The organism is Hoeflea sp. YIM 152468 (genome assembly GCF_029210485.1).
Classification (GTDB): Bacteria; Pseudomonadota; Alphaproteobacteria; order Rhizobiales; family Rhizobiaceae; genus Hoeflea.
Window position 1 is genome coordinate 255189 of record NZ_JARGET010000011.1, and the last position, 20578, is coordinate 275766.

The following is a 20578-nucleotide window of genomic DNA, read 5'->3' on the forward strand; positions in this document are numbered from 1 at the left end:
TCCGCTAAAGCTCTGCCTCGATTGCGGCGATGCCGGTCTCGAGTTGAGCGGCGTTGCCACAGCCGAGCTGGCTGACGAGCTTTTCCTCGTAGCTGCGCGCCAGCAATACAAGGTCGCTGTAGTGGCGGCGGCCGTCGCAGGTCAATTCGATATGTTCGATGCGCCGGTCCGTCTCATCTGTCTGACGGGTGATCCATTTGCGCGCTTCGAGACTGCGAATGGCGCGGCTGACCTTGGTCTTGTGCATGGACGAGTGCGCACCGATCTCGGTGGCGGTGATCCGGTTGAATTGCCCGATGGTGGCCAGGGTGCGCCATTCCGGGCGGGTCATGCCATGGCGCTCGCGGTAGAGCGCCGCAAACTGGCGGCTGACGATTTCCGCGGCGCGGGCCAGGCGGTAGGGCAGGAACCCTTCCAGTGCCAGGGTGTCGCGCGCCGGCATTGCCGTGATCTGATCCTGCTGGAGGGGCATGGTCATTGGTCCTACCTGCGATCGTTGCAATTGTAACTTTTGATCTCCGCGCATAACCGGAAAGTTCCACGGATGCAATTGCCAGACCGGGAACCAGCTTCTAAAGCTGAACTCAATCGATTAGAAACCCGGTTCAACCTGCGGAGAGCGTTATGGAACGTAGTCAGATCAACGATATCCTGGAGGAAAGCGACCGCTTTATCCGTTCCTTCGGCTATGTGCTGCCACCCTTTGCCTATTGGAGCCCGAACGAGATGCGCACGCGCACCGCAACGGACGCCAGGGACATCCGGGCCAACCGGCTGGGCTGGGACATCACCGATTACGGACAGGGCAAGTTCGACGAGCTGGGCCTGTTCCTGTTTACCGTGCGCAACGGCTCGGCGGCGGATCTGGCAAAGGGCAGGGGGATGCTCTACGCGGAAAAGATCATGATCTCGCGCAAGGATCAGCTGTCGCCGATGCACCGGCACAGCATCAAGGCCGAGGATATCATCAACCGCGGTGGCGGCAAGCTGGTGCTTGAACTGTTCGCGTCAACGGAAGACGGATCAATCGATGCTTCGGCGGATGTGGCCGTCCTCACCGATGGCGTGGAACGCAAGCTTGCCGCCGGAAGCTTGCTGAAACTCGAGCCCGGCGAGAGCGTCACCCTGATGCCAGGCGTCTGGCATGCGTTCTGGGGCGAGGGTGCGGACGTGCTGATCGGGGAGGTCTCCACGGTCAATGATGACCTGACTGACAATGTTTTCCGCGAACCGATCGGCCGGTTTTCGACCATCATCGAGGATGACAAGCCGCGTCACCTGCTGGTTTCGGACTATGACATCTGGCTGTGACGACAGGGAAATAAACCGGATCAGGGGAGAAAAGACGTCAGCCGGCGGCCCGCATGGCGCCAGCTGACGTCCTGGAAAAGCTGCGCCGCAGATCCTGCCCCGCCCCCGAGGCCGCCGGGCTGCAGCTTTTCGTCGGTGTCAGTAATCGTTGCTTTTGAGAAGACCGAGACGCGCCGACTTTGCCAGGCCGGCCATGCGATTTGGAACGCGCAATTTCAACATGGCAACGGCAAGCACCGAGCCAACTTCGCCAGCCGTGAGTTCAAGCTCGGTGCCGATCTGGGCATCGGTATGGCCATCGGCGCAACGACGCAGGCAGGCAAGCTCGGTTCTCGTGAGTGGGAGAAAGCCTCGATCGTTTCCGAGATCCATTGCATAGCCCTTCCGTGCTGGTTCAGCCCGCCGCTAGCGAACGAACAACGCGGCGTAGCCAAATGCCAGCCGCGTACCCAACCATATTAGTTGTGAATGTCGTGCGCTTATGCCCTGTCTTGACTGGGCTTGCATTCACGGTACGCGCCAAAACGCAGGAATTCTGCTCGGAAACGGGCGCTTTTTAGTCAAAAGCCATGCATTGCCCGGCGGATGGCAGCGGTTCATCGGCTTTGGCGGCTTTTTTGCCTGTACTGGCTGGGTGTCATGCCAAACCAGCGGTTTGCCGAACGGGTGAAGGCGGCGGGCGCCGAAAAGCCGAGTTTGTAGCCGATGCTGGACAGGGTAAGGGGTGTCTCCAGCAGCAGTCTGTGCGCCATTTCCTTGCGGCATTCATCGATGATTTCCTGCAGGCTGGTGCCTTCCTCGTTGAGGCGACGTTGCAGGGTGCGCGAACTCATCCCCAGCCGTTCCGCCTCGCTTGTCAGCGTCGGGGTGTTGGTTTCCAGGTTTTCAGCCACATGCAGCCGGATGGCGGCAACCGGGTCCTGAAAATCATTGCGCCGCATCGGCATCGCGTCCAATTGTTGGGACATCATCGCAAACAGCCGCGGATCGGCATTTGGATTGGCGCGGTCAAGGAAGTGCGTCGGCATGATGCAAGCGTTGACGGGGGCATTGAAGCTGACCAGCGGCGTCAGCAACTGCTTGTGAATGTTCGTGTTTTTTGGCTTCTTTCGTTCCAGCTCAACTCGTATCTTCTTGACATCGTCGCCGAGAATGGCGCGAAAATGTTTGAACGTCTGGGCAACCGTCATGTCGAGAAATTGCGTGCGATGCAAAATCAGCGGCGAATAGGTCCATTCAAAATGGGCGGTGCGGGCGCCGATCTCCAGCGTACACAGGCTGGTTTCGCTGATTTTCTGCAGGTTGCGGCCGAGAAACACGACACAATCGCGCATGGTTGGCGCGCTCATCAAACCATAGCCGAACGGCCCCGACGCGCCTCGTTCATACACGGATGCGGATTTGAGTCCGAACACATCATTGCCGGAGATAAGCGCGAGCGCCTCCATGAAGCGACACACCCGATCAAGACTTATGCGCTCGTTGATGACATCGAAGCGATCGGGATTTAGGCCGCAGGCGCGCGCAATCGGGTCGGCGTCCATCCCCAGACCGAGGGCAAACCGACTGATGCCCGAGGCAATTCCGGCTGCAACTTCAAATTGATCTGCCAGAGTGGTGCTCATGCGAGTGGCGCCCAGGGTCAAGGGTTCGGCATGACAAGTAAACTCTGAAGTCGCGACGGTGTCGAGTTCAAAGCTATGCTGGTCTCACTTCCAGCGTAGATATTGGATTATTGTCAATGAATTCACCTGTGCGGCCGTTCGATTTTCTCATGCCCGCCGATGCGCATCCGCGTTTACGTGATTTTTATGCCCTCTGGCTGGCGCAGGCAAGCGCCGGCTTGCCGGTTTTCTCAGTCTTCGATCTCCACAGGCTGAGTGCCGATTACCCGCTGCTGGCGCGCATCGGCCTGGATGAGGCAGGCGAGACCCTGATGTGGCGCGACGTCGCCAGCACCCGGCGCTGGCCGTTCAAGCAGCCGGTCAAGGATCGGCCACTCTTGGAATCGGTTCCACCGCCGAGCGTCAAGCGGGTGGTGGCGACCCTGAACCAGACGCTGACCAGCGGCGTTCCGGATTATTACGAGACAACCTCCTGGATGCATGGCGGGTCCGAGATCTCGCTTGCCCGGCTGGCTGTGCCGGTGCTGGGCGATGCCGGGCGGGAATTGATCTTGTCGTGGGAAGTGATCGAGCCGGCCCACATCGGATAGCGCGTTGACGGGTGGGGGCAGCGTTTCCGGAAAAACATTTTAAGCCTATAGTATCTCGGAAATTCCGTGTTAAAGAAGGCCAAGTGGTTGTAACGTTGCCTTCAAACAGGGCGGAATGCTGCCTTTCTGGATCAAATAGGAGTTTTTGCAATGTCCGTGTCTCCCGCTGTTTCGAAATCCGCAAAATCATCGTTTCAATGGGATGATCCGTTCCTGATCGCAGATCAGTTGACCGAGGAAGAGCGGATGATTGCGGATGCGGCAGCGGCCTTCGCTGCTGACAAGCTCGCGCCGCGGGTGACGGACGCCTATCTCAATGAAGTCACCGACCGCGAGATTTTTTCGGAAATGGGCGCGGCCGGTCTGCTCGGCGTCACCGTGCCGGAACAATATGGCGGTGCTGAAGCCGGCTATGTCTCCTACGGTCTGGTGGCGCGTGAAGTCGAGCGGGTTGATTCAGGCTACCGCTCGATGATGAGCGTGCAATCGTCACTGGTGATGTATCCGATCCAGGCATACGGCAGCGAAGAGCAGCGGCAGAAGTATCTGCCCAGGCTCGCCAGTGGCGAATGGGTCGGCTGCTTCGGCCTGACCGAGCCGGATGCCGGCTCTGATCCAGGCGGTATGAAGACCCGGGCCAGAAAGTCCGACGGCGGTTACGTGCTCAACGGATCGAAAATGTGGATCTCGAACTCGCCGATCGCCGATGTGTTCGTGGTCTGGGCCAAGTCGGAAGCCCACGACAACCAGATCCGCGGATTTGTGCTGGACAAGGGCTTGAAGGGCCTGTCGGCACCGAAGATCGGCGGCAAGCTGAGCTTGCGCGCCTCGATCACCGGCGAAATCGTCATGGAAAATGTCGAAGTCGGCGAAGATGCGCTGCTGCCGAATGTCTCCGGCCTGAAGGGTCCGTTCGGGTGCCTCAACCGGGCACGCTACGGCATCTCCTGGGGGGTGATGGGGGCGGCCGAAGATTGCTGGCACCGGGCACGGCAATATGGTCTCGACCGGCACCAGTTTAACAAGCCGCTGGCCGGCACCCAGCTGTTCCAGAAGAAGCTCGCCGACATGCAGACCGAAATCGCGCTCGGCCTGCAGGGCTCGTTGCGGGTCGGCCGGCTGATGGACGATGGCCGTTTCGCGCCGGAAATGATCTCGATCGTCAAGCGCAACAATTGCGGCAAGGCGCTCGATATCGCCCGGATGTCGCGCGACATGCATGGCGGCAACGGCATCCAGGCCGAATACCACGTCATGCGCCACGCGCAGAATCTGGAAACCGTCAACACCTATGAGGGCACGCATGATGTGCATGCGCTGATCCTCGGCCGTGCGCAGACCGGCATTCAGGCGTTTTTCTGAGCCGCAGCGGCCATCGGACTGACTGAAGCGCGCCCGCGCGGGCAGCTCTTCGGGGGCCAGTCTGTCATCGCAATCGGTCCGGCGTCCCTTCAGGTGGCGCCGGACATCTGGTTTTCTCGGGCCTTGACTGAGCGAGCAACAGCGGGCCTTGCGCATCCGCTTGCATGACGGATCTCAGGCGGGAACCAAACCGCCACCGAGGCGTTGACTCCGTGTCCCCAAGCTGGAGTTCGTGATGTCTGATGCCTTGTTTTCCCCATGTCCCATGGGTGAGCTGAAGCGGTCCAACCGCGTAAAGGTGGCGCGGCTGACATCGCTGAACCATCCCAATCCAGAAATCCTGTTGAGCGGCGCCGCCGGCGGCGCGCCGGATTGTCCTGTCATTGGCCGGGCGGACGCCAGCGCAACTGCGCCGGGGACCTGACTGTCATGTCGAGGTCAATCCGATGCCAAACCATTCAAGACAGGGGACATGAGCAGGCTCATCGCGCCGAGCAGGCAGCAAGCCGGGCCAGGCGCCTGGCTTGGACCGCCGGGAATGGACCCCGTGGCCAGGCGGCGGTAGCATGCGCGAATTTAGCAGCACCAGGCGGTCAAATGATCGGCCAGGTTTCTTTCAACCATTGTTTCTGAAAGGAAATTGACATGAAACGCACAGGTTCAGCCCATTGGGCAGGCGATCTCAAGACCGGCAAAGGCACCATCTCGACCGAAAGCGGCGCGCTGTCGGACCGGCCGTTCGGCTTCAACACCCGCTTTGGCGACGACAAGGGCACCAACCCGGAAGAGCTGGTCGGGGCGGCCCATGCCGGCTGTTTCGCCATGGCCTTTTCCAACGAGCTTGGCCAGAACGGCATCGTGCCCGACTCGATTGCGGCGCGCGCCGAGGTCACGCTGGAGCAGACCGATGCCGGCTTCCGCATCACCCGCTCGGATATTTTCCTGACGCTTGAGGCCAAGGGCGCCGACCGCGCTGCCATCGACACCGCGCTGAAGGCTGCCGAGAAGGGCTGCCCGGTGTCCAATCTGTTCAACGCCGAAATCGCCGTCGAGCTGACCGTCAAGGGCTGAGACACTTCAGAACAGAAGATGGGCGGCGCGATAAGTGCCGTCCATCTGTCGGGCACGGTGTGGTGGTATAGTAGGATGTGGCTTTGGCGGAAGGCGGGGGTGACACGGGGCGCGGGGTAATTTGAAAGATATACAGAAACAAATTCCCAACAATTTTTTCTACGGCCAATGAATTAAACTGGAGAAAATTACTTCATCGCAGAATTGACGAAAGCTCATAACATTTGAATGCTTTTTATATTCTGTTTCTTTGGCGTGTTTCAGTTTTTCCGGTACCACCAGAGTGATATTCATGCTGGACATTTCTTCGATAGAATTTCCAGCAATGTTTTCGTCAACAGTAGTCAAAAACAATGCGCCACTGGTCAGTTCCCGTTCTACCTGTTTCCATCGCTCCCGCAATGTGGTTTTTGCACTAAGGATAAGACCAGATGCTTCTGCATTGATCGGTTTTTTGAGATAGGCAAGCGAAGGCAGGATGAAGTCTGGCCGTTTTTTAGCTTCAATCACAACTTGTTTCTCAAAAGGAATGCCGCCTTCGGTAAGCATAGCCTCAATGTGGTGTTCATAAGAATACCCGGCACGCGATTTGCGCTGTTGGCTAGCTGACAGCATCAGCGCATCGATTTCCGGAAAACGCTCTACAAGCTCGCGGATTACGCTTTTGGCTGTGATTTGCTTCGGACTGTCCCCCATAATCATTCGCACAAGCGATACAGTACGTTCCCTCCGCTGGAACTCCCGGAACAAATTCCACTCGATACTTCTACTGATTTCCCGGAGAACATCTCCCGGATTGTCCAGTCGGAACGGATTAATATCGATTTGGCCGGAACCTTTCAGATACTCCGCCCGAGCAAGGGCAGCCAGTGTAGAGGTGTTTGGCATCAAAGCGTTTGCAATAGCAAATGTTTCGATGTTGCCTGCCAGCCAAGCTAGGATAACCTGTTCAGCAAAATCAAAAAGTTTTTCTTTTTCTTCCTCCTGCTTCTCGATGGGATTGAACTCGCCGATCAGAAAATCCGGTTGGAGCTCGAGTGTGTCCCTGAGGAGCTCGGCTTCCTCTGACGCTGAATCTACAGTCAAGCAGCTGTAGACTTGTTCTTCTCCTGATACTGATTTGCCGATAACAAGATAGGAAGCTGGCAAGAGGGTGGCGAAAGCGGCTTTTGGAACCCCTGTCATGTGGGTTTCGGTTCCTTTGCTTGTATAATGAACAAGGCGAGTTCGTTTATCCATATCTCCGGTTTGGGGCCAGCTTGTACGGAAGTAAGCCTCGAATATGTCCGCGTCTTTCGGATCGGGTCGCGCCTTTCTTGACAGTTCAGGAAAGAATCCTCCGTCGCGTTGCTCGACTGGAATGTAAACCCCTGCTTGGTGCTTGTTTTCAAAGCGAGCCCAGTCACGGTCATTGTTGGACAGTTTTTTTACAAGTACGCGGTCTTTGGAGCGCAGCAGTTCAACGAGGTAGTCCATCCCGTTGATGGAGTGATCGGCAAATAAGCTCTGTTTTATGGTCATACGAGCCCCCTTACTTCCAGACGACTTGAGACACTGCTCAGCCATTTTTCTACATTTTTGAGAACTGTATCGATCGGCAATCGAGTCCGCCCTTTAACGGCACATTCCCAGATTATTCCTGTCCGCCACCCCGTATTTTCTAGAGCCTGTACCGCCTTCCGATCACGCTCGACATTTCCAGCTATTTTTCTGCACCAGAAATCCGAGCGGGTGGACGGGAGCCGGAACAGGTGGCAGTCATGACCATGCCAAAAACAGCCATGCACAAACACGACTGCCCTGTACTTCGGGAAAACCAAATCGGGATTTCCCGGCAAGCGTTTGTCATGCAAGCGATACCGAAATCCGGCTGCATGCAGCGCCTTGCGAACAACCATCTCCGGCTTTGTGTTCTTACCCCGGATGCCGGACATCATCCGACTTCGGACCTCGCGAGTCACAATATCAACCATTGGCGACGGATTTGCTTTCAACATTCGAAACTTGAGAGAGAGGGATAATCTCGCCGTGATGGGGCTGCGGCAACCACGGGCTCATCGCCTCAGCAACCGCCTCGACAACAGGAACAACCACCGCGTTACCAAATTGCTTGTAGGCTTGAGTATCCGAAACGGGAATTTCCCAGGTCCGGTTGCCCCGTTCAAATCCCATTAGACGGGCGCATTCTTTTGGAGTCAGACGACGTGGCCGTTTCCCCTTGCCTTGATCTATCAGGATCTCGGAGCCGTCCTTGTAGTAACGTGCGGAAAGCGTTCGTGCGACGTCTCCTGGACCAAACAGCCCAAAGCCGAATCCGTTCCCCTTGGCTTCGTGCTTTTTCTTGTAGTCTTGCAGATAATCCCAGAGTTTCGGTGTCAGCGTGTATTTCGTCTCCACCTGGGGCAGGAGGATACTGCCCAGTGTGGGCTCAGGTCCGTTCGGAATAATCATGTCATCAAAGGAAAACTGAGCACTTCTGTCCCTGAACCCAACCAGAAATACCCGATCTCGCCCTTGGGGCACCCAGGGTCTTGCGCTGACAACCCTAGTTTCGACCTTGTAGCCAAGCTCGTTTTCCAGCACATTCATGATGGTTGCAAACGTGCGCCCCTTGTCATGCCGTTGCAGGTTTTTGACGTTCTCAAGCAGAAAGGCCTTCGGCTGATGGTACTTGATAATCTGCGCCACATCGAAAAACAATGTACCCTGCGTCGCGTCAAGGAAGCCATGCGGGCGTCCTAGCGCATTTTTCTTGGAAACGCCGGCTATAGAGAACGGCTGGCAAGGAAAACCTCCCAGCAGCACGTCATGGGCCGGAATTTTGGCAAGTGATTCTTCGTCTTTTGTGTATTCGCGGATATCACCAGCAAACACATGCTCTTCATCCTCTTGGAAATTCTTCCGGTAGGTCTCGGATGCATATTTGTCCCATTCGCTGGTGAAAACGCACTTCCCGCCGATATTCTCGAATCCGATGCGCAGGCCTCCAATGCCGGCAAAAAGATCTATAAACCGGAAACGGGCAGGCGCCTCCGGCCTTCGATGGTTCCGGGCCATCAACTGCAGCATTGCGATCGCCAGCGGAGACGGTGAGCATTCACCATTCTCGTGACGGTACGCGGACCGGGGGGATACCTTTATGACCCGGGCGGCTTCCTCAAGAGTTAGTCCAGCCTGTTCGCGAAGTCTGGCGAATTCACTTTTCTCGGTCTGCTGCGTCATCGAATCATGATCTCTCTGTGTATTATTTTGACATCCTGTCATCAAAAGAGACAGTTAACAACCAGTTTGTTCTCTATATGTTCTGCAGTAGGTGTGTTGCCCACAAGATTTCGGAGAGACAGTCATAGCGGCTTGGTTGAGGGGTGAGCCATTTTTTACCGAGTTGTATTCGTGTTGCCACTCCCCAAATCATTCCCCGCCTCCACCACCCCTCCCCATTGACTCCGCACCCCCTCCCGCCGTCCTATGCGGAGGAATTCCGGGCCGGGGCACAGGGCATGAAATATTCTGCATACTCCATCTTCCGGCAGGCGCTGTCGGGCAACAGGAACTGGGATCGCGCGTGGCGGGAGCCGGAGCCGAAGAGCCATTATGACGTGATCATTGTCGGTGGCGGCGGGCATGGGCTGGCCACCGCCCATTATCTGGCGAAAAACCACGGCATCACCAATGTGGCGGTGCTGGAGAAGGGCTATCTCGGCTCCGGCAATGTCGGGCGCAACACCACCATTGTGCGGGCCAATTACCTGCTCGAGGGCAACGAGCCGTTCTATTCGCAGTCGCTGAAATTGTGGGAGGGGCTGGAGCAGGAGCTGAATTTCAACGCGATGATGTCGCAGCGGGGGGTGATCAATCTCTATCATTCCGACGGGCAGCGCGATGCCTACGCGCGGCGGGGCAATGCCATGCGGCTGGCGGGCGAGGATGCGGAGCTTCTGGGGCGCGAGGAAGTGCGCGAGATGCTGCCCTATCTGGATTACGACAATGCGCGGTTTCCCATCCATGGCGGGCTGCTGCAGCGGCGCGGCGGCACGGCGCGGCATGACGGCGTCGCCTGGGGCTATGCCCGGTCCGCCGACAGCCGCGGCGTGGATCTGATTCAGAATTGCGAGGTCACCGGCATTCGCCGCGAGGGCGGCAGGGCGGTCGGGGTCGAGACCTCGCGTGGCTTCATCGGCTGCAACAGGCTGGGGCTGGCGGCGGCGGGGAACTCGGGCCGGGTGGCTCAGATGGCCGGGATGCGGCTGCCGGTGGAAAGCCAGGTGCTGCAGGCGTTTGTCTCCGAAGGGCTGAAACCGTTCATCGACCAGGTGGTGACCTTTGGCGCGGCACTGTTTTACCTGTCGCAGTCGGACAAGGGCGGGCTGGTGTTTGGCGGCAGCCTGGACATGTACAATTCCTACGCCCAGCGCGGCAATCTGGCGACAGTCGAAAGCGTGATGGAGGCGGCCTGCGCCATGGTGCCGGCCGTGTCCCGCGTCAAGGTGCTGCGCGCCTGGGGCGGGGTGATGGACATGTCGATGGATGGCTCGCCGATCATCGACAAGACGCCGGTGGACGGCCTCTATCTCAATTGCGGCTGGTGCTATGGCGGCTTCAAGGCGACGCCGGCCTCGGGCTGGTGCTTTGCGCACCTGCTGGCCACCGGCGAGACCCATGAGCTGGCACGCGCCTTCCGGCTCGATCGGTTCACGCGCGGCACCCAGATCGATGAAACCGGGCATGGTGCCCAGGCAAACCTGCATTAGGCGGACAAGATGGCCAGTCTGATTACCTGTCCCCATTGCGGGATCCGTCCGAAAGAGGAATTTTCCATTCGCGGCGACGCGCGCCCGGTGCGACCGGCGCCGGAGGCGAAATTTGCCGCCTGGGACGCCTATGTGCACAGCCGCGACAATGTGCGCGGCGTGATGGAAGAGCACTGGCAGCATGTCGGCGGCTGCCGCCGCTGGCTGGTGGTGGAGCGCAATACATTGACCCATGATGTGCACGGGGTGACGGACGCCGCGGACTATACAAGGGCGCGGGCTGCAAGCGCCAGCAGGGCCGGGACGAAAGGCAGAGTGGCGAACGCCACCAAGCGGAGGGGCAATATATGAGCTTCTCCCGGTTTGAGAATGGCGGGCGGATCGACCGGTCGCGCCCGATCGGCTTTTCCTTTGATGGCAAGCGGCTTGAAGGCTTTGCCGGCGATACGCTGGCCTCGGCGCTCTTGGCAAACGGCATCAGCCTGATGGGTCGCTCGTTCAAATATCACCGGCCGCGCGGGCTCACGAGCGGCGGCGCGTCGGAGCCCAATGCGCTGGTCACATTGGGCGATGGCGCCACGCGGGAGCCGAACCTGCGCGCCTCGATGGTGGCATTGCGCGAGGGACTGGTGGCGGAAAGCCAGAACCGCTGGCCGTCGCTGGGCTTTGATGTCGGCGCGGTCAACCAGATGCTGTCGCCGTTTCTCGGCGCCGGGTTCTACTACAAGACCTTCATGTGGCCGGCGAGCTTGTGGGAAAAACTCTATGAACCGCTGATCCGCCGGGCGGCGGGGCTGGGCCGGGCCAGTCATGCAACGGACGCACAAGCCTACGAGAAGCGCTGGGCGCATTGCGACCTGCTGGTGATCGGATCCGGGCCCGCCGGGTTGATGGCGGCGCTCGCGGCGGCGCGGGCGGGCGCCGGGGTGGTACTGTGCGACGAGAACGCAGGTTTTGGCGGGCGGTTGCTGAAGGATCGGGTCGAGATCGGCGATGCCGACGGGCCGGGCTTTGCGGCGTCGTTGATCGCCGAACTGGCGTCCAGCCCGAATGTGCGGCTGCTTTCGACCACAACCGTGTTCGGCGCCTATGACAGCGGCGTCTTTGGTGCGGTCGAGCGGCGCGATGGCGCGGAAAGCGGTCCGGCGCAGCGGGTCTGGCGGATCGTCGCCAAACGCGCCGTGCTGGCGGCAGGCGCCGAGGAGCGGCCGCTGGTGTTTGGCGGCAATGACCGCCCCGGCGTGATGATGGCGTCAACGATGCGCGGGCTGCTGAACGCGCAAGCCATCCGTCCGGGCGATCATGTGGCGGTGTTTGCCACCGGGCCGTCGGGGCACGAGACGGCGCGGGATCTCGTCAAGCGGGGGCTTGAGGTGACGGTGCTCGATACGCGGGCCGCCATTCCTGCGCCGGAGCTTGCAGCGTCGGACGGGGCGCGGCTGCTGAAAGGCCACGTCGTGGCCGATGCACTGGGCGGCAAGGCCGTCACCGGCGTGGATGTTGTCGAGCCTGCGTCGGGCAAGCGCGAGACGATCAAGATCGATGCGCTGGCGATGGCGGGTGGCTGGAGCCCGGTGGTGGGGCTGGCCTGCCATCGCGGCGACAAGCCGGTGTGGGACGAGGGCACCGGCATGTTCCTGCCGCCAAAAGAGCGCGACGGTCTGAGCACTGCGGGCAGTGCGGCGGGTGTTCTCGATCTGGCCGGGTGTCTCAAGAGTGGTGCCGAAGCTGGCGCGCGGGCCGCGTCCGATCTCGGCTTCAAGCCGCGCAAGGCCGAGATACCGGTGGTACGCGAAGTCTGTGGCGGCTCCACCGGGTTCGCGACGCTGTGGCATGTGGCCGAAGCCAAAGGCAAGGCCTTTGTCGATTTCCAGAACGATGTCACCGTGTCGGATCTGGGGCTCGCGGTGCGCGAGGGCTATGGCCATGTCGAACTGGCCAAACGTTACACCACCACCGGCATGGCCACCGACCAGGGCAAGCTCTCCAATGTCAACGCCATCGGCATTCTCGCCGAGAGCCGGGGGCTTACGCCCGATCAGGTCGGCACCACCACATTCCGGCCGTTCTACACGCCGGTCAGCATCGGGGCGCTGGCGGGTGCGCATCGCGGCGCGCAGTACCGCCCGGTGCGGCGCTCGCCGCTGCATGGCTGGGCCGAAAAACACGGCGCGGTGCTGATCGAGGCCGGGGCCTGGATGCGGGCGTCGCATTTTCCGCGCGAGGGCGAGACGGACTGGAAACAGGCCTGCGACCGGGAGACATTGGCGGTGCGCGCGCGCGTCGGCATTTCCGATGCCTCGACGCTGGGCAAGATCGATCTGGCGGGCAGGGACGCGGCAAAATTTCTTGATCTGATCTACACCGGCAAGATGTCGACCCTGGCAATCGGCAAGGCGCGCTATGGCTTGATGCTGCGCGAGGACGGATTGCTGATGGATGACGGCACGGTGAGCCGGCTGGCCGGCAGCCATTATCTGATCACCACGACGACGGCGGCGGCGGCTGAAGCGATGGCGCATCTGGAATTCTGCGCCCAGGCGCTGTGGCCGGAGCTCGATGTGCGGCTCGTATCCGTGACCGACCAATGGGCACAGATCACGATTGCCGGGCCGCAATCGCGCGAGGTGCTGGCGCGGATCGTCGACGCGGATCTGAGCGCGGACGCGGTGCCGTTTCTGGCCGTGCGCGAGGTCGCATTGCATTCGGGGCTGGCAGCGCGGCTGTTCCGGATTTCGTTTTCGGGCGAATTGGCATTCGAACTGGCGGTGCCGGCGCGGCACGGCGCGGCGGTTGCCGATGCGATCATGGAAGCTGGAGAGCCGTTCGGCATCGTGCCCTATGGGCTGGAAGCGCTGAATGTGATGCGGATCGAGAAGGGCTTCATCACCCATGCCGAGATCGACGGACGCACCACGCCAGGCGATCTCGGGCTGGCAAGGATGGTCAGCAGCACGAAGGATGATTTCATCGGCCGGGTGATGCTTTCGCGCGCCGGCTTGCAGTGCGAGGACCGGGCGCAGCTGGTGGGGCTCAGGCCGGTCAAGCCGGCGCACAGGATTCTGGCCGGCGCGCATCTGCTCATGCCGGGAACTGATCCGAGCATGGCCAATGATCAGGGGCACGTGACCTCGGCCTGCTGGTCACCGCATCTGAACTCGACCATTGCGCTGGCGATGCTGAAGCGCGGCCGCGAGCGGCAGGGCGAGAGCTTGATGGTGTGGGACGGTTTGCGCGGCATCGAAACCGAAGTGACGGTCGGCTCGCCGGTGGCGCTTGAGGGCGCCGGGGAAGGAGCGGCGATGTCCGGCCGGGCGGTCGAACCGGTTGTGGCACAGGCGCCCGGGACGCCGGACTGGCTCGGCGCGGCAGGCACCATCGTCGCCGACCAGGTGACGCTGTCGCAGTTGCCGGACGCACCGGTCTGTCTTGTCTCCGGGCCTCTAGCCAAGGCGGCGGCAGTGCGGCGGGTGGCCAAGGCGGGTGACGGGCTGGTGCGCAAGCTGCAGCCGGGGCAGGCGCTGGCGGTGGGCGATGCGGGCGAGAGTTTTGCCGCACTGGCGGAAAGACTGGGCGCTCCGGACGGTCTGAGCCTGTGCGATCTGTCGGATGCGCGGGTGCGGTTTTCGCTCTCGGGGCCTGCGGCGGCCGACATCATCGCCACCCAATCGGGAATCGAGACAAGGGCTTCCGTGTTCAAGGCGGGAGCCAGCGCGCCAACCCTGTTTGGTCATGTGCCGGTGCAACTGACCCGGCTCGGCGGCGACAGCTTCGAGATCATGGCGTTTGCGACCTATGCGCAGGATCTGGCCCATAGCCTGACGCGGGCGATTGCGCTTTCTCACTGACCGACTGGTTGAATGGGCGGAGAATTTGCGAGACCTGCTTGTTCCGGGTCCTCATGGCAGGCGCTGCGCCAATGCCGACCTTGATGCCGAAAACCCCGCGCAGCGGTTCCGAGCTCGGCTGTGCCAGATTCAGCGTCAGACCCGAAGCTGTGCCTTGGCCGGGGAGCCGGCCCTGAAAACCTCGCACACCGCAGTGTGGTGGTGATGCATGTAAACGCCGCGGCTGTCGTGAAGCTCGACGTCGTCACGCGCCTGAAACCTGGAATTTCGTCGGATTTGCGGTAAAATGAGGCGAAAAGGGGATCTTAGTCATGCAAAGATTTCTTTGCGCCTTGTTCCTGGTGAGCCTACTCATTCTTGGAATGCGGGAAGCTTCAGTCGCCCAATCGTCGTCTGGCACCGCCGGTCGGGTGGTTGAAATCGAAGTTCCGGCTCCGGCGCTGGCCGGGAATCTGCTCGGAACCTCCGAGATCCAGGAAGTGGCTGTCTATCTGCCGCCGAGCTACGAGAGCGACGCCGATCGCCGCTATCCGGCAACCTATCTGCTACACGGGATCTTCGACGACTACGGCGTCTGGCTCACGATCGAAGACGTGCCTGCGCGTCTCGACCGCCTGATCGCAAAAAAGGCGATTCCGGAGATGCTGGTCATCATGCCCAATGCTGGCAACAAATACGGCGGCGGCTATTATCGCAATTCGCCCATCAGCGGAAAATGGGCGGACTATATCGCGGACGACCTCGTCGGCCATGTCGATGCGGAATTTCGCACCATCGCCAGCGAAGCGGGCCGTGCGGTCGTCGGTCATTCAATGGGCGGATACGGAGCCCTTCACCTGGCGATCAACCGACCAGGTGTGTTCTCCGTCGTCTGGTCGATGAGTCCCTGCTGTCTGGCTGCGACCGACGATTTCGGTTTCGGCAACGACGCGTGGAAGCGTGCTGCACGTGTCGAAGCCCCGGAGGATATCGAAGACCTGCTGGCCAGGAAGGATTTCTTTGCCATCGCAGCGTTGGGCATCGTGTCGGCCTTCAGCACCAAGGCTGGCGAGCCGCCGGTGTATGCTGATTTCCCGTTCGATATCGTGCGCGGTGAGGTGCTGCTCGACGATGCGGCCTATGACAGGTATCTCGACGCACTGCCGATCCGTCAGCTTCGCCGGGCCCGTGACAACTTGCGCCGATTGCGCGGGCTTGGTCTCGGCGTCGGTCTGGGCGATCAGTTTCTGCATATCCCGCCGGGGACGATAGAACTTTCACAACAGCTCGGCTCCGAGCGCATCCCTCACCTGCTTGACGTTTATGATGGAGACCACCGCCAGAAAGTTGGCGAGCGCCTCGAGACACTTGTTCTGCCGTGGGTTGGCGCGCGGATATCGCCCGTGGACTAGATAGTTGGTTTGATGCAGGCCGCGTTCAAATGGGGTGATTTGAACGATGCTGTCGATGCATGAAGTCGAACATCTACAGCGCCTTTGCGTATTCGGTCGGCTGCGTCGCACAGCAACGGCTCTCCGCTGTGCCGCTTTTCCGAATGTTGAGCGCTCCCACCCGGTGGGGAGGTCGGCGCCGCAGGTGAATTTTGTCTGGTGTCACAATGTCGTGCCTTGATATTGTTGCAATGCACCATTAGATCAAGGCTTGGAGATTTCGGGAGGAATGGACTCTGGAGATCGACAATGCGTCTGAAGTTTCTGTTCAAGCCGCGCCAACCGCAGTTGGCCACGGGCGGTGATGTCAAGCTGAGATATCTGGGCCCGGTCGACGCGAATGCGTTCCGCGAGCATATCCACGATCTGCATTTTGAAGATTTTCGCGACCGTTTCAACGGGCGGGTCTCGGACGAATGGCTCGACAGATATATCGCCCGATCACTCAACGAGGCGATTGTCGTTGGCGCCTTTGACGATGATCATCTGGTCGGGGTCGCCGAATTGCATACCGGCGGACAGATAGAGCCGGGAGAGGGCGAGTCGGCGTTTTCGGTGGCGTCGGACTGGCGGCACAAGGGCGTGGGCACGATCCTGATCAAGGCGCTGTTGCGGGCCGCATCGGAAAATGATGTGGCAACCATCCTCGTCGAAACCGGCGCGCAGAACCACGCCATGAAGGCGCTGGCGCAGCGGTTTGGGGCGCGGATGAGTTTTGCCGGCGACCAATCGATTGGGCGCATCGATGTTGCCCATGGCCTGTCTCTGGCGGCGCGAATGCCGGAGAAGCGCAGTTTTCCCACGCCGCCTGGCGGTGGCCGAGGCCGTCCCGGTTCCGGCAATGCCGAGGTGAGAAACTGATTCAACTGTCTCGCAGTTTGAGTCCGGTTGTTCCAGCAAGCGCTTCAAAGAAAAGATCAATCTGGTTTTCGAGCTGACCTTGGAATTGCAAGGCCCGGGACGCGATCTGCGCGTCCCGGGCCTGTTTGTGAGAGAGCGGTCGAGGGTAGCTCAAGCAGCCTTGCTGGCGTTTGACCATGCCTTGGCGGCGGCCTCACGGGCAGTGGCGGTGGAGTGCGTGATCGCATTCCCGGCGGTTTGTGACACCTGCATGAAGCGCTCGAAATTGGCTTTGGAATTGTCGCGGACAAATTCGGACTGCAGCTTGAGGGCGTCAGGCAGCGATTTGGCAGCGGCTAGTTTTTCCATGGCGGCGAAGCTGTCGCGAACATTGGCTGCGGTCATGTCGAACAGGGTCTTGGTGAAATCGGTGTAGCTGGCGATAAACGACACGGCGGACTTTTCGGCCTGCGCGTTGAACTCGGCAACACCTTCGCGGGTTGCTTCCGTGTGCTCCTGCACCTTGGCTGCCTGCTGGGCAACAAATTCGCGGGCGGCTTCGGGAACCGCGATGGTGTCGTGGAGATTTTCGACAGCGTTCATGATGATGGTTTTGGCGTCACCGGTGGCGGCGGCGTCCGGGTTGGCTGCAGTTGTCTTGGCGCTGGAAGTCTTGGTGGTCTTGGTCATGTCAGTCATCCTCATTGTGAGCAATGTCATGCCCCGTTCAGTGTGACCCGGAGCCTTTGAAGTCGCGCCACGTTATGTGTGCGATGCACCATATATGTTGCAATGCAGCATGAACGTCAAGAGGCCGGCCCGCGGTTTTTTCAGTCAAACAGGCGTGCGTCTCTGGCGTTCCTTGCTTGAGGCGACCGCGACAGCGTCGAAGCCTGCCTGAGGGGGATGAAAAAATTTAGAGTGTGGGGTCTCAGGACTGCATCTGTATAATGACAGCCATGACAGCTGGCGGATTTTCTGCCGCCGTAACCGGGAGAGTTTTTATGACCAGGAAAAACACCACCGAAGATATGGTTTCCATGTTCCTGAATTTTGGCAAGGACATGAAACTGCCGTCGCCGGATCTTGAGGCGCTGGTGGCCCGGCACAAGAAGAACCTCGAAGCGCTGGATACTGCAGCCAAGACAGCCGGAAGCGGAGCTTCCACCATCGCCACGCGCCAGCGTGAAATGGTGCAGGAAGCGCTCGATGAAATCATGGCAATGGCGGAAAATCTCAAAGCCGGTGGCGACCCGCAGAGCCTGATGGCAGCCCAGGCCGAATTCGCCAAACGCTCGTTTGAAATGGCGATCAAGAACACCAGCGAAATTGCCGACCTGGCGCAGAAATCCTCGACCGAGGCCTTCAATGTGCTGCAGCAGAACATGCAGGAAACCCTTGAGGAAGCCCGCAAGGTGATGACCCAGACCAGAAAATAGCATTCCAGGCGGAGCCCGAAGCCGCCGACCTTTGACCTTGTCGCCGGATGGTTGGAGTGGCGGCGCTTGCGGATCACGCCTGACCGTGCCTGGGCGGGCGGCGCGTGCCGCCGGCGATTTGCGATTTGCAGGCTTGCGGTTGATCTTGCCCCCCGATCCACTCGCTTCCCGTCAGGCAAGGCCTGATTTCAAACAGGAATTTTGATGATTGCTGTTTCATTGCACCGGCAAATCGCTTTAGAACAAGCAGGTGTTTTGCACTTCTTCATACAAGGGACTGATCATGCGCATTGTTACCGGAGACGATATTGGTTCGGTCTGTTCCTGGCCGTTTGCGGTGGAGGCGCTGCGGGCCGGGCACATGAAGCCGCCGGCGGACTTGCGGGATTCGCTGATTGAAAACGGCGGCCGCAAGATGCTGGTGCGCACCGCCTGGATTCCCGGCCTTGCCTCGGGCGTCAAGGCGGTGACGATCTACCCCGACAATCCGTCGGCAACACCGCCACAGCCATCCGTGCAGGGTCAGGTGCTGCTGTTTGACGAGGCCGGCGGCCACGTGGTCGCCGTGCTCGAAGGCGTTGATCTGACCGCCTGGAAGACGGCGGGCGATTCGGCCCTTGGCTCGTCCTGCCTGTCGCGGCTTGATGTGGAGACCATGCTGATGGTGGGCGCAGGTTCGATGGCGCGGCCGCTGATCGACGCGCACCGCTCGGTGCGGCCGTCGCTTGAGCATGTGATGGTCTGGAACCGCAATCAGGGCCGCGCCGAGGCGCTGGTGCAGTCCCTCGCCGACGACGGAATTGCAGCCGAAGCGGTTGCCGACCTTGATGACGCGGTGTCGCGCGCCGACCTGATCTCTTCGGCCACCATGTCGACCGAACCGCTGATCCGCGGCGATGCGCTGAAAGCGGGAACCCATGTCGATCTTGTCGGCGCCTACACGCCGTCGATGCGCGAGGCCGATGATGCGGTGCTGACACGGGGCCGGCTGTTTGTCGACAGCCACGCCACCACCGTGGGGCATATCGGCGAGGTGATGATCCCGCTGGCGTCGGGGCTGATCAGCACAGACGACATTCAGGGCGATCTGCATGATCTGGTGCAGGCCAAGGCCGGGCGCCGGTCGGCCGACGAGATCACCGTGTTCAAGAATGGCGGCGGCGCCCATCTCGATGTGATGATGGCGCATGCGGTCTATCTGGTGCTTGAGGGGCGCTGAGGGCGCGGTTGAGCCGGTTATCAGCGTTTGAAGAAGGCCCGCACCCTCTTCATGGTCGGGGTGTAGATCTTGAGCTGGTTGCGACCGGATTTCTTTGCTTCGTAAAGCGCCATGTCGGCTTTCTTGTACAGCTCCTCGGCGCTGGAAGTGTCGATTGCCATGCACAGCCCGAAGCTCATGGTGATGCCGCCGCAATCGACACCGTCGTGCTGGTTCTTCAACGGGGTCGATTGAATGGCCAGGCGGATACGCTCGGCGATGTCCGCGGCGGCTTGCAGATTGGTGCGGTCGAGAATGATGGCAAACTCTTCGCCGCCGGTTCGGGCAAGGAAGACGTCTGCGCCAAGGACGTTTTGCATCATCGCGGCCGCCACACTCAACACGCGGTCGCCAACCTGATGGCCATAGGTGTCGTTGAAGCTCTTGAAATGGTCGATATCGGTGACCAGCAGCGCATGGTGGCCGGGGCTGGTCTCATCGGCGTAAATTGCCGCCAGCCGCTGGTCAAAGGCGCGGCGGTTGGACAGCCGGGTGACCGGATCGGTGGAGGCCAGACGCTTGTACTCTTCCAGCTCGGCCCTGAGCGCCGCCATCTCGCGGGCGTGCGCGTTCATCTGATCGACGAAGGCCTGACTTTTTGTCTGGGTCTCGCCGGTTGCCGATGACAGGGTCCGGGCAAGGCCGTTGAGGGCATCGGGACCGGGCGTGCGTGCGCCGGACATCTGCGACGAGGTCTCCCCGAGCAGGGTCGAATAGCGCTCAAGCATGGATTGATCCTGCTTGAACAGATGGATCATGCCCCTGATTTCATCCGAAACCCGGTCGCGGGCCCGTTCGACAGTGCGCGCGCCATGATGATGCGGCAGGAACTTCTTGCCAACATCATCGAGCTGCGACTGGGTCGGACGCCGGCCCAGCGCGGAATAATCCCGGATCAGTGCCGCGTTCGAGGTGTTGAGGAACTGGTAGACGAGCTCGTAGTTGCGTGGCAGCGAGGAAATTCCCTGCTCTCGCATGATCATTGTCACCGTTGTGGCGGGATCGATGCCTTCGGGATTGTGCGTGTGGACCACGAAACCAGTTACCTAAAAC

At 60.3% G+C, this 20578-nt stretch carries 19 protein-coding genes and 1 pseudogene; 13 read left to right on the forward strand and 7 right to left on the reverse strand.

Going from position 1 to position 20578, the window contains the following annotated elements:
• Positions 1-4: 4 nt before the first annotated feature.
• Positions 5-478 carry a MarR family transcriptional regulator gene (locus tag PZ897_RS06355; RefSeq protein ID WP_275750912.1) on the reverse strand — a complete coding sequence of 158 codons (474 nt, stop codon included), beginning with the start codon at positions 476-478 and terminating at the stop codon, positions 5-7.
• 146 nt (positions 479-624) lie between these two features.
• Here PZ897_RS06355 and PZ897_RS06360 point away from each other — a divergent pair, with 146 nt between their 5' ends.
• Together PZ897_RS06360 and PZ897_RS06365 are read left to right on the forward strand one after the other, a co-directional pair.
• Entirely contained in the window at positions 625-1311 is a 687-nt protein-coding gene (locus tag PZ897_RS06360) for a D-lyxose/D-mannose family sugar isomerase (RefSeq protein ID WP_275750914.1), read from the forward strand.
• Between the two features lie 135 nt (positions 1312-1446).
• Positions 1447-1773 (forward strand): hypothetical protein, encoded by a 327-nt coding sequence (locus tag PZ897_RS06365; RefSeq protein WP_275750915.1) that lies wholly within the window; start codon positions 1447-1449, stop codon positions 1771-1773.
• A gap of 134 nt (positions 1774-1907) precedes the next feature.
• Here PZ897_RS06365 and PZ897_RS06370 read toward each other — a convergent pair whose 3' ends face one another.
• Positions 1908-2936 (reverse strand): AraC family transcriptional regulator, encoded by a 1029-nt coding sequence (locus PZ897_RS06370; RefSeq protein ID WP_275750917.1) that lies wholly within the window; start codon positions 2934-2936, stop codon positions 1908-1910.
• A gap of 116 nt (positions 2937-3052) precedes the next feature.
• Between PZ897_RS06370 and PZ897_RS06375 the strand changes: the two genes are divergently transcribed.
• The 4 genes from PZ897_RS06375 to PZ897_RS06390 all read left to right on the forward strand — a co-directional run bounded on the left by PZ897_RS06375 (position 3053) and on the right by PZ897_RS06390 (position 5959).
• The gene (locus tag PZ897_RS06375; protein ID WP_275750919.1) at positions 3053-3526 is read left to right on the forward strand and encodes a hypothetical protein; all 474 of its coding nucleotides are present in this window, start codon (positions 3053-3055) and stop codon (positions 3524-3526) included.
• 150 nt (positions 3527-3676) lie between these two features.
• Positions 3677-4888 carry an acyl-CoA dehydrogenase gene (locus tag PZ897_RS06380; protein WP_275750921.1) on the forward strand — a complete coding sequence of 404 codons (1212 nt, stop codon included), beginning with the start codon at positions 3677-3679 and terminating at the stop codon, positions 4886-4888.
• Positions 4889-5123: 235 nt separating this feature from the next.
• Complete coding sequence (locus PZ897_RS06385) at positions 5124-5312, forward strand: hypothetical protein (RefSeq protein WP_275750922.1); 189 nt, start codon at positions 5124-5126, stop codon at positions 5310-5312.
• A gap of 221 nt (positions 5313-5533) precedes the next feature.
• Positions 5534-5959, forward strand: coding sequence for an OsmC family protein (locus PZ897_RS06390; RefSeq protein WP_275750924.1), 426 nt, complete (start codon positions 5534-5536; stop codon positions 5957-5959).
• Positions 5960-6118: 159 nt separating this feature from the next.
• Here the strand turns inward: PZ897_RS06390 and PZ897_RS06395 are convergent, their stop codons facing one another.
• From PZ897_RS06395 to dcm, 3 genes are read right to left on the reverse strand one after another with little or no spacing between them, the layout of a single operon-like run.
• Positions 6119-7480, reverse strand: coding sequence for a type II restriction endonuclease (locus tag PZ897_RS06395; RefSeq protein ID WP_275750926.1), 1362 nt, complete (start codon positions 7478-7480; stop codon positions 6119-6121).
• Positions 7477-7956, reverse strand: coding sequence for a very short patch repair endonuclease (locus PZ897_RS06400; RefSeq protein WP_343217445.1), 480 nt, complete (start codon positions 7954-7956; stop codon positions 7477-7479). Before PZ897_RS06400 ends, PZ897_RS06395 begins: the two co-directional genes overlap by 4 nt.
• On the reverse strand, positions 7925-9181 hold the full coding sequence (gene dcm / locus PZ897_RS06405; protein ID WP_275750930.1) for a DNA (cytosine-5-)-methyltransferase: 1257 nt from the start codon (positions 9179-9181) through the stop codon (positions 7925-7927). The genes PZ897_RS06400 and dcm overlap by 32 nt, the downstream gene beginning before the upstream one ends.
• A 278-nt stretch (positions 9182-9459) precedes the next feature.
• Between dcm and PZ897_RS06410 the strand changes: the two genes are divergently transcribed.
• From PZ897_RS06410 to PZ897_RS06430, 5 genes and pseudogenes are all read left to right on the forward strand, one after another.
• Positions 9460-10710, forward strand: coding sequence for a sarcosine oxidase subunit beta family protein (locus PZ897_RS06410; RefSeq protein ID WP_275750932.1), 1251 nt, complete (start codon positions 9460-9462; stop codon positions 10708-10710).
• A 9-nt stretch (positions 10711-10719) separates the two neighbouring features.
• Positions 10720-10971, forward strand: a pseudogene (locus PZ897_RS06415) (sarcosine oxidase subunit delta); the annotation flags it as partial.
• Between the two features lie 86 nt (positions 10972-11057).
• A complete protein-coding gene (locus tag PZ897_RS06420) occupies positions 11058-14558 on the forward strand; it encodes a sarcosine oxidase subunit alpha family protein (protein ID WP_275750934.1) in 3501 nt (1166 codons plus the stop codon).
• A 311-nt stretch (positions 14559-14869) separates the two neighbouring features.
• Positions 14870-15949, forward strand: coding sequence for an alpha/beta fold hydrolase (locus tag PZ897_RS06425; RefSeq protein ID WP_275750936.1), 1080 nt, complete (start codon positions 14870-14872; stop codon positions 15947-15949).
• 288 nt (positions 15950-16237) lie between these two features.
• Positions 16238-16849, forward strand: a complete 612-nt coding sequence (locus tag PZ897_RS06430; RefSeq protein WP_275750938.1) for a GNAT family N-acetyltransferase — start codon at positions 16238-16240, stop codon at positions 16847-16849.
• 150 nt (positions 16850-16999) lie between these two features.
• Here PZ897_RS06430 and PZ897_RS06435 read toward each other — a convergent pair whose 3' ends face one another.
• On the reverse strand, positions 17000-17518 hold the full coding sequence (locus PZ897_RS06435) for a phasin family protein (protein WP_275750939.1): 519 nt from the start codon (positions 17516-17518) through the stop codon (positions 17000-17002).
• A 314-nt stretch (positions 17519-17832) separates the two neighbouring features.
• Between PZ897_RS06435 and phaP the strand changes: the two genes are divergently transcribed.
• Positions 17833-18267 carry a TIGR01841 family phasin gene (gene phaP / locus PZ897_RS06440; RefSeq protein ID WP_275750941.1) on the forward strand — a complete coding sequence of 145 codons (435 nt, stop codon included), beginning with the start codon at positions 17833-17835 and terminating at the stop codon, positions 18265-18267.
• A gap of 283 nt (positions 18268-18550) precedes the next feature.
• Positions 18551-19486 carry an ornithine cyclodeaminase gene (locus PZ897_RS06445; protein ID WP_275750942.1) on the forward strand — a complete coding sequence of 312 codons (936 nt, stop codon included), beginning with the start codon at positions 18551-18553 and terminating at the stop codon, positions 19484-19486.
• A 20-nt stretch (positions 19487-19506) separates the two neighbouring features.
• Here the strand turns inward: PZ897_RS06445 and PZ897_RS06450 are convergent, their stop codons facing one another.
• Positions 19507-20559 carry a GGDEF domain-containing protein gene (locus PZ897_RS06450; RefSeq protein ID WP_275750944.1) on the reverse strand — a complete coding sequence of 351 codons (1053 nt, stop codon included), beginning with the start codon at positions 20557-20559 and terminating at the stop codon, positions 19507-19509.
• Positions 20560-20578: the final 19 nt, after the last annotated feature.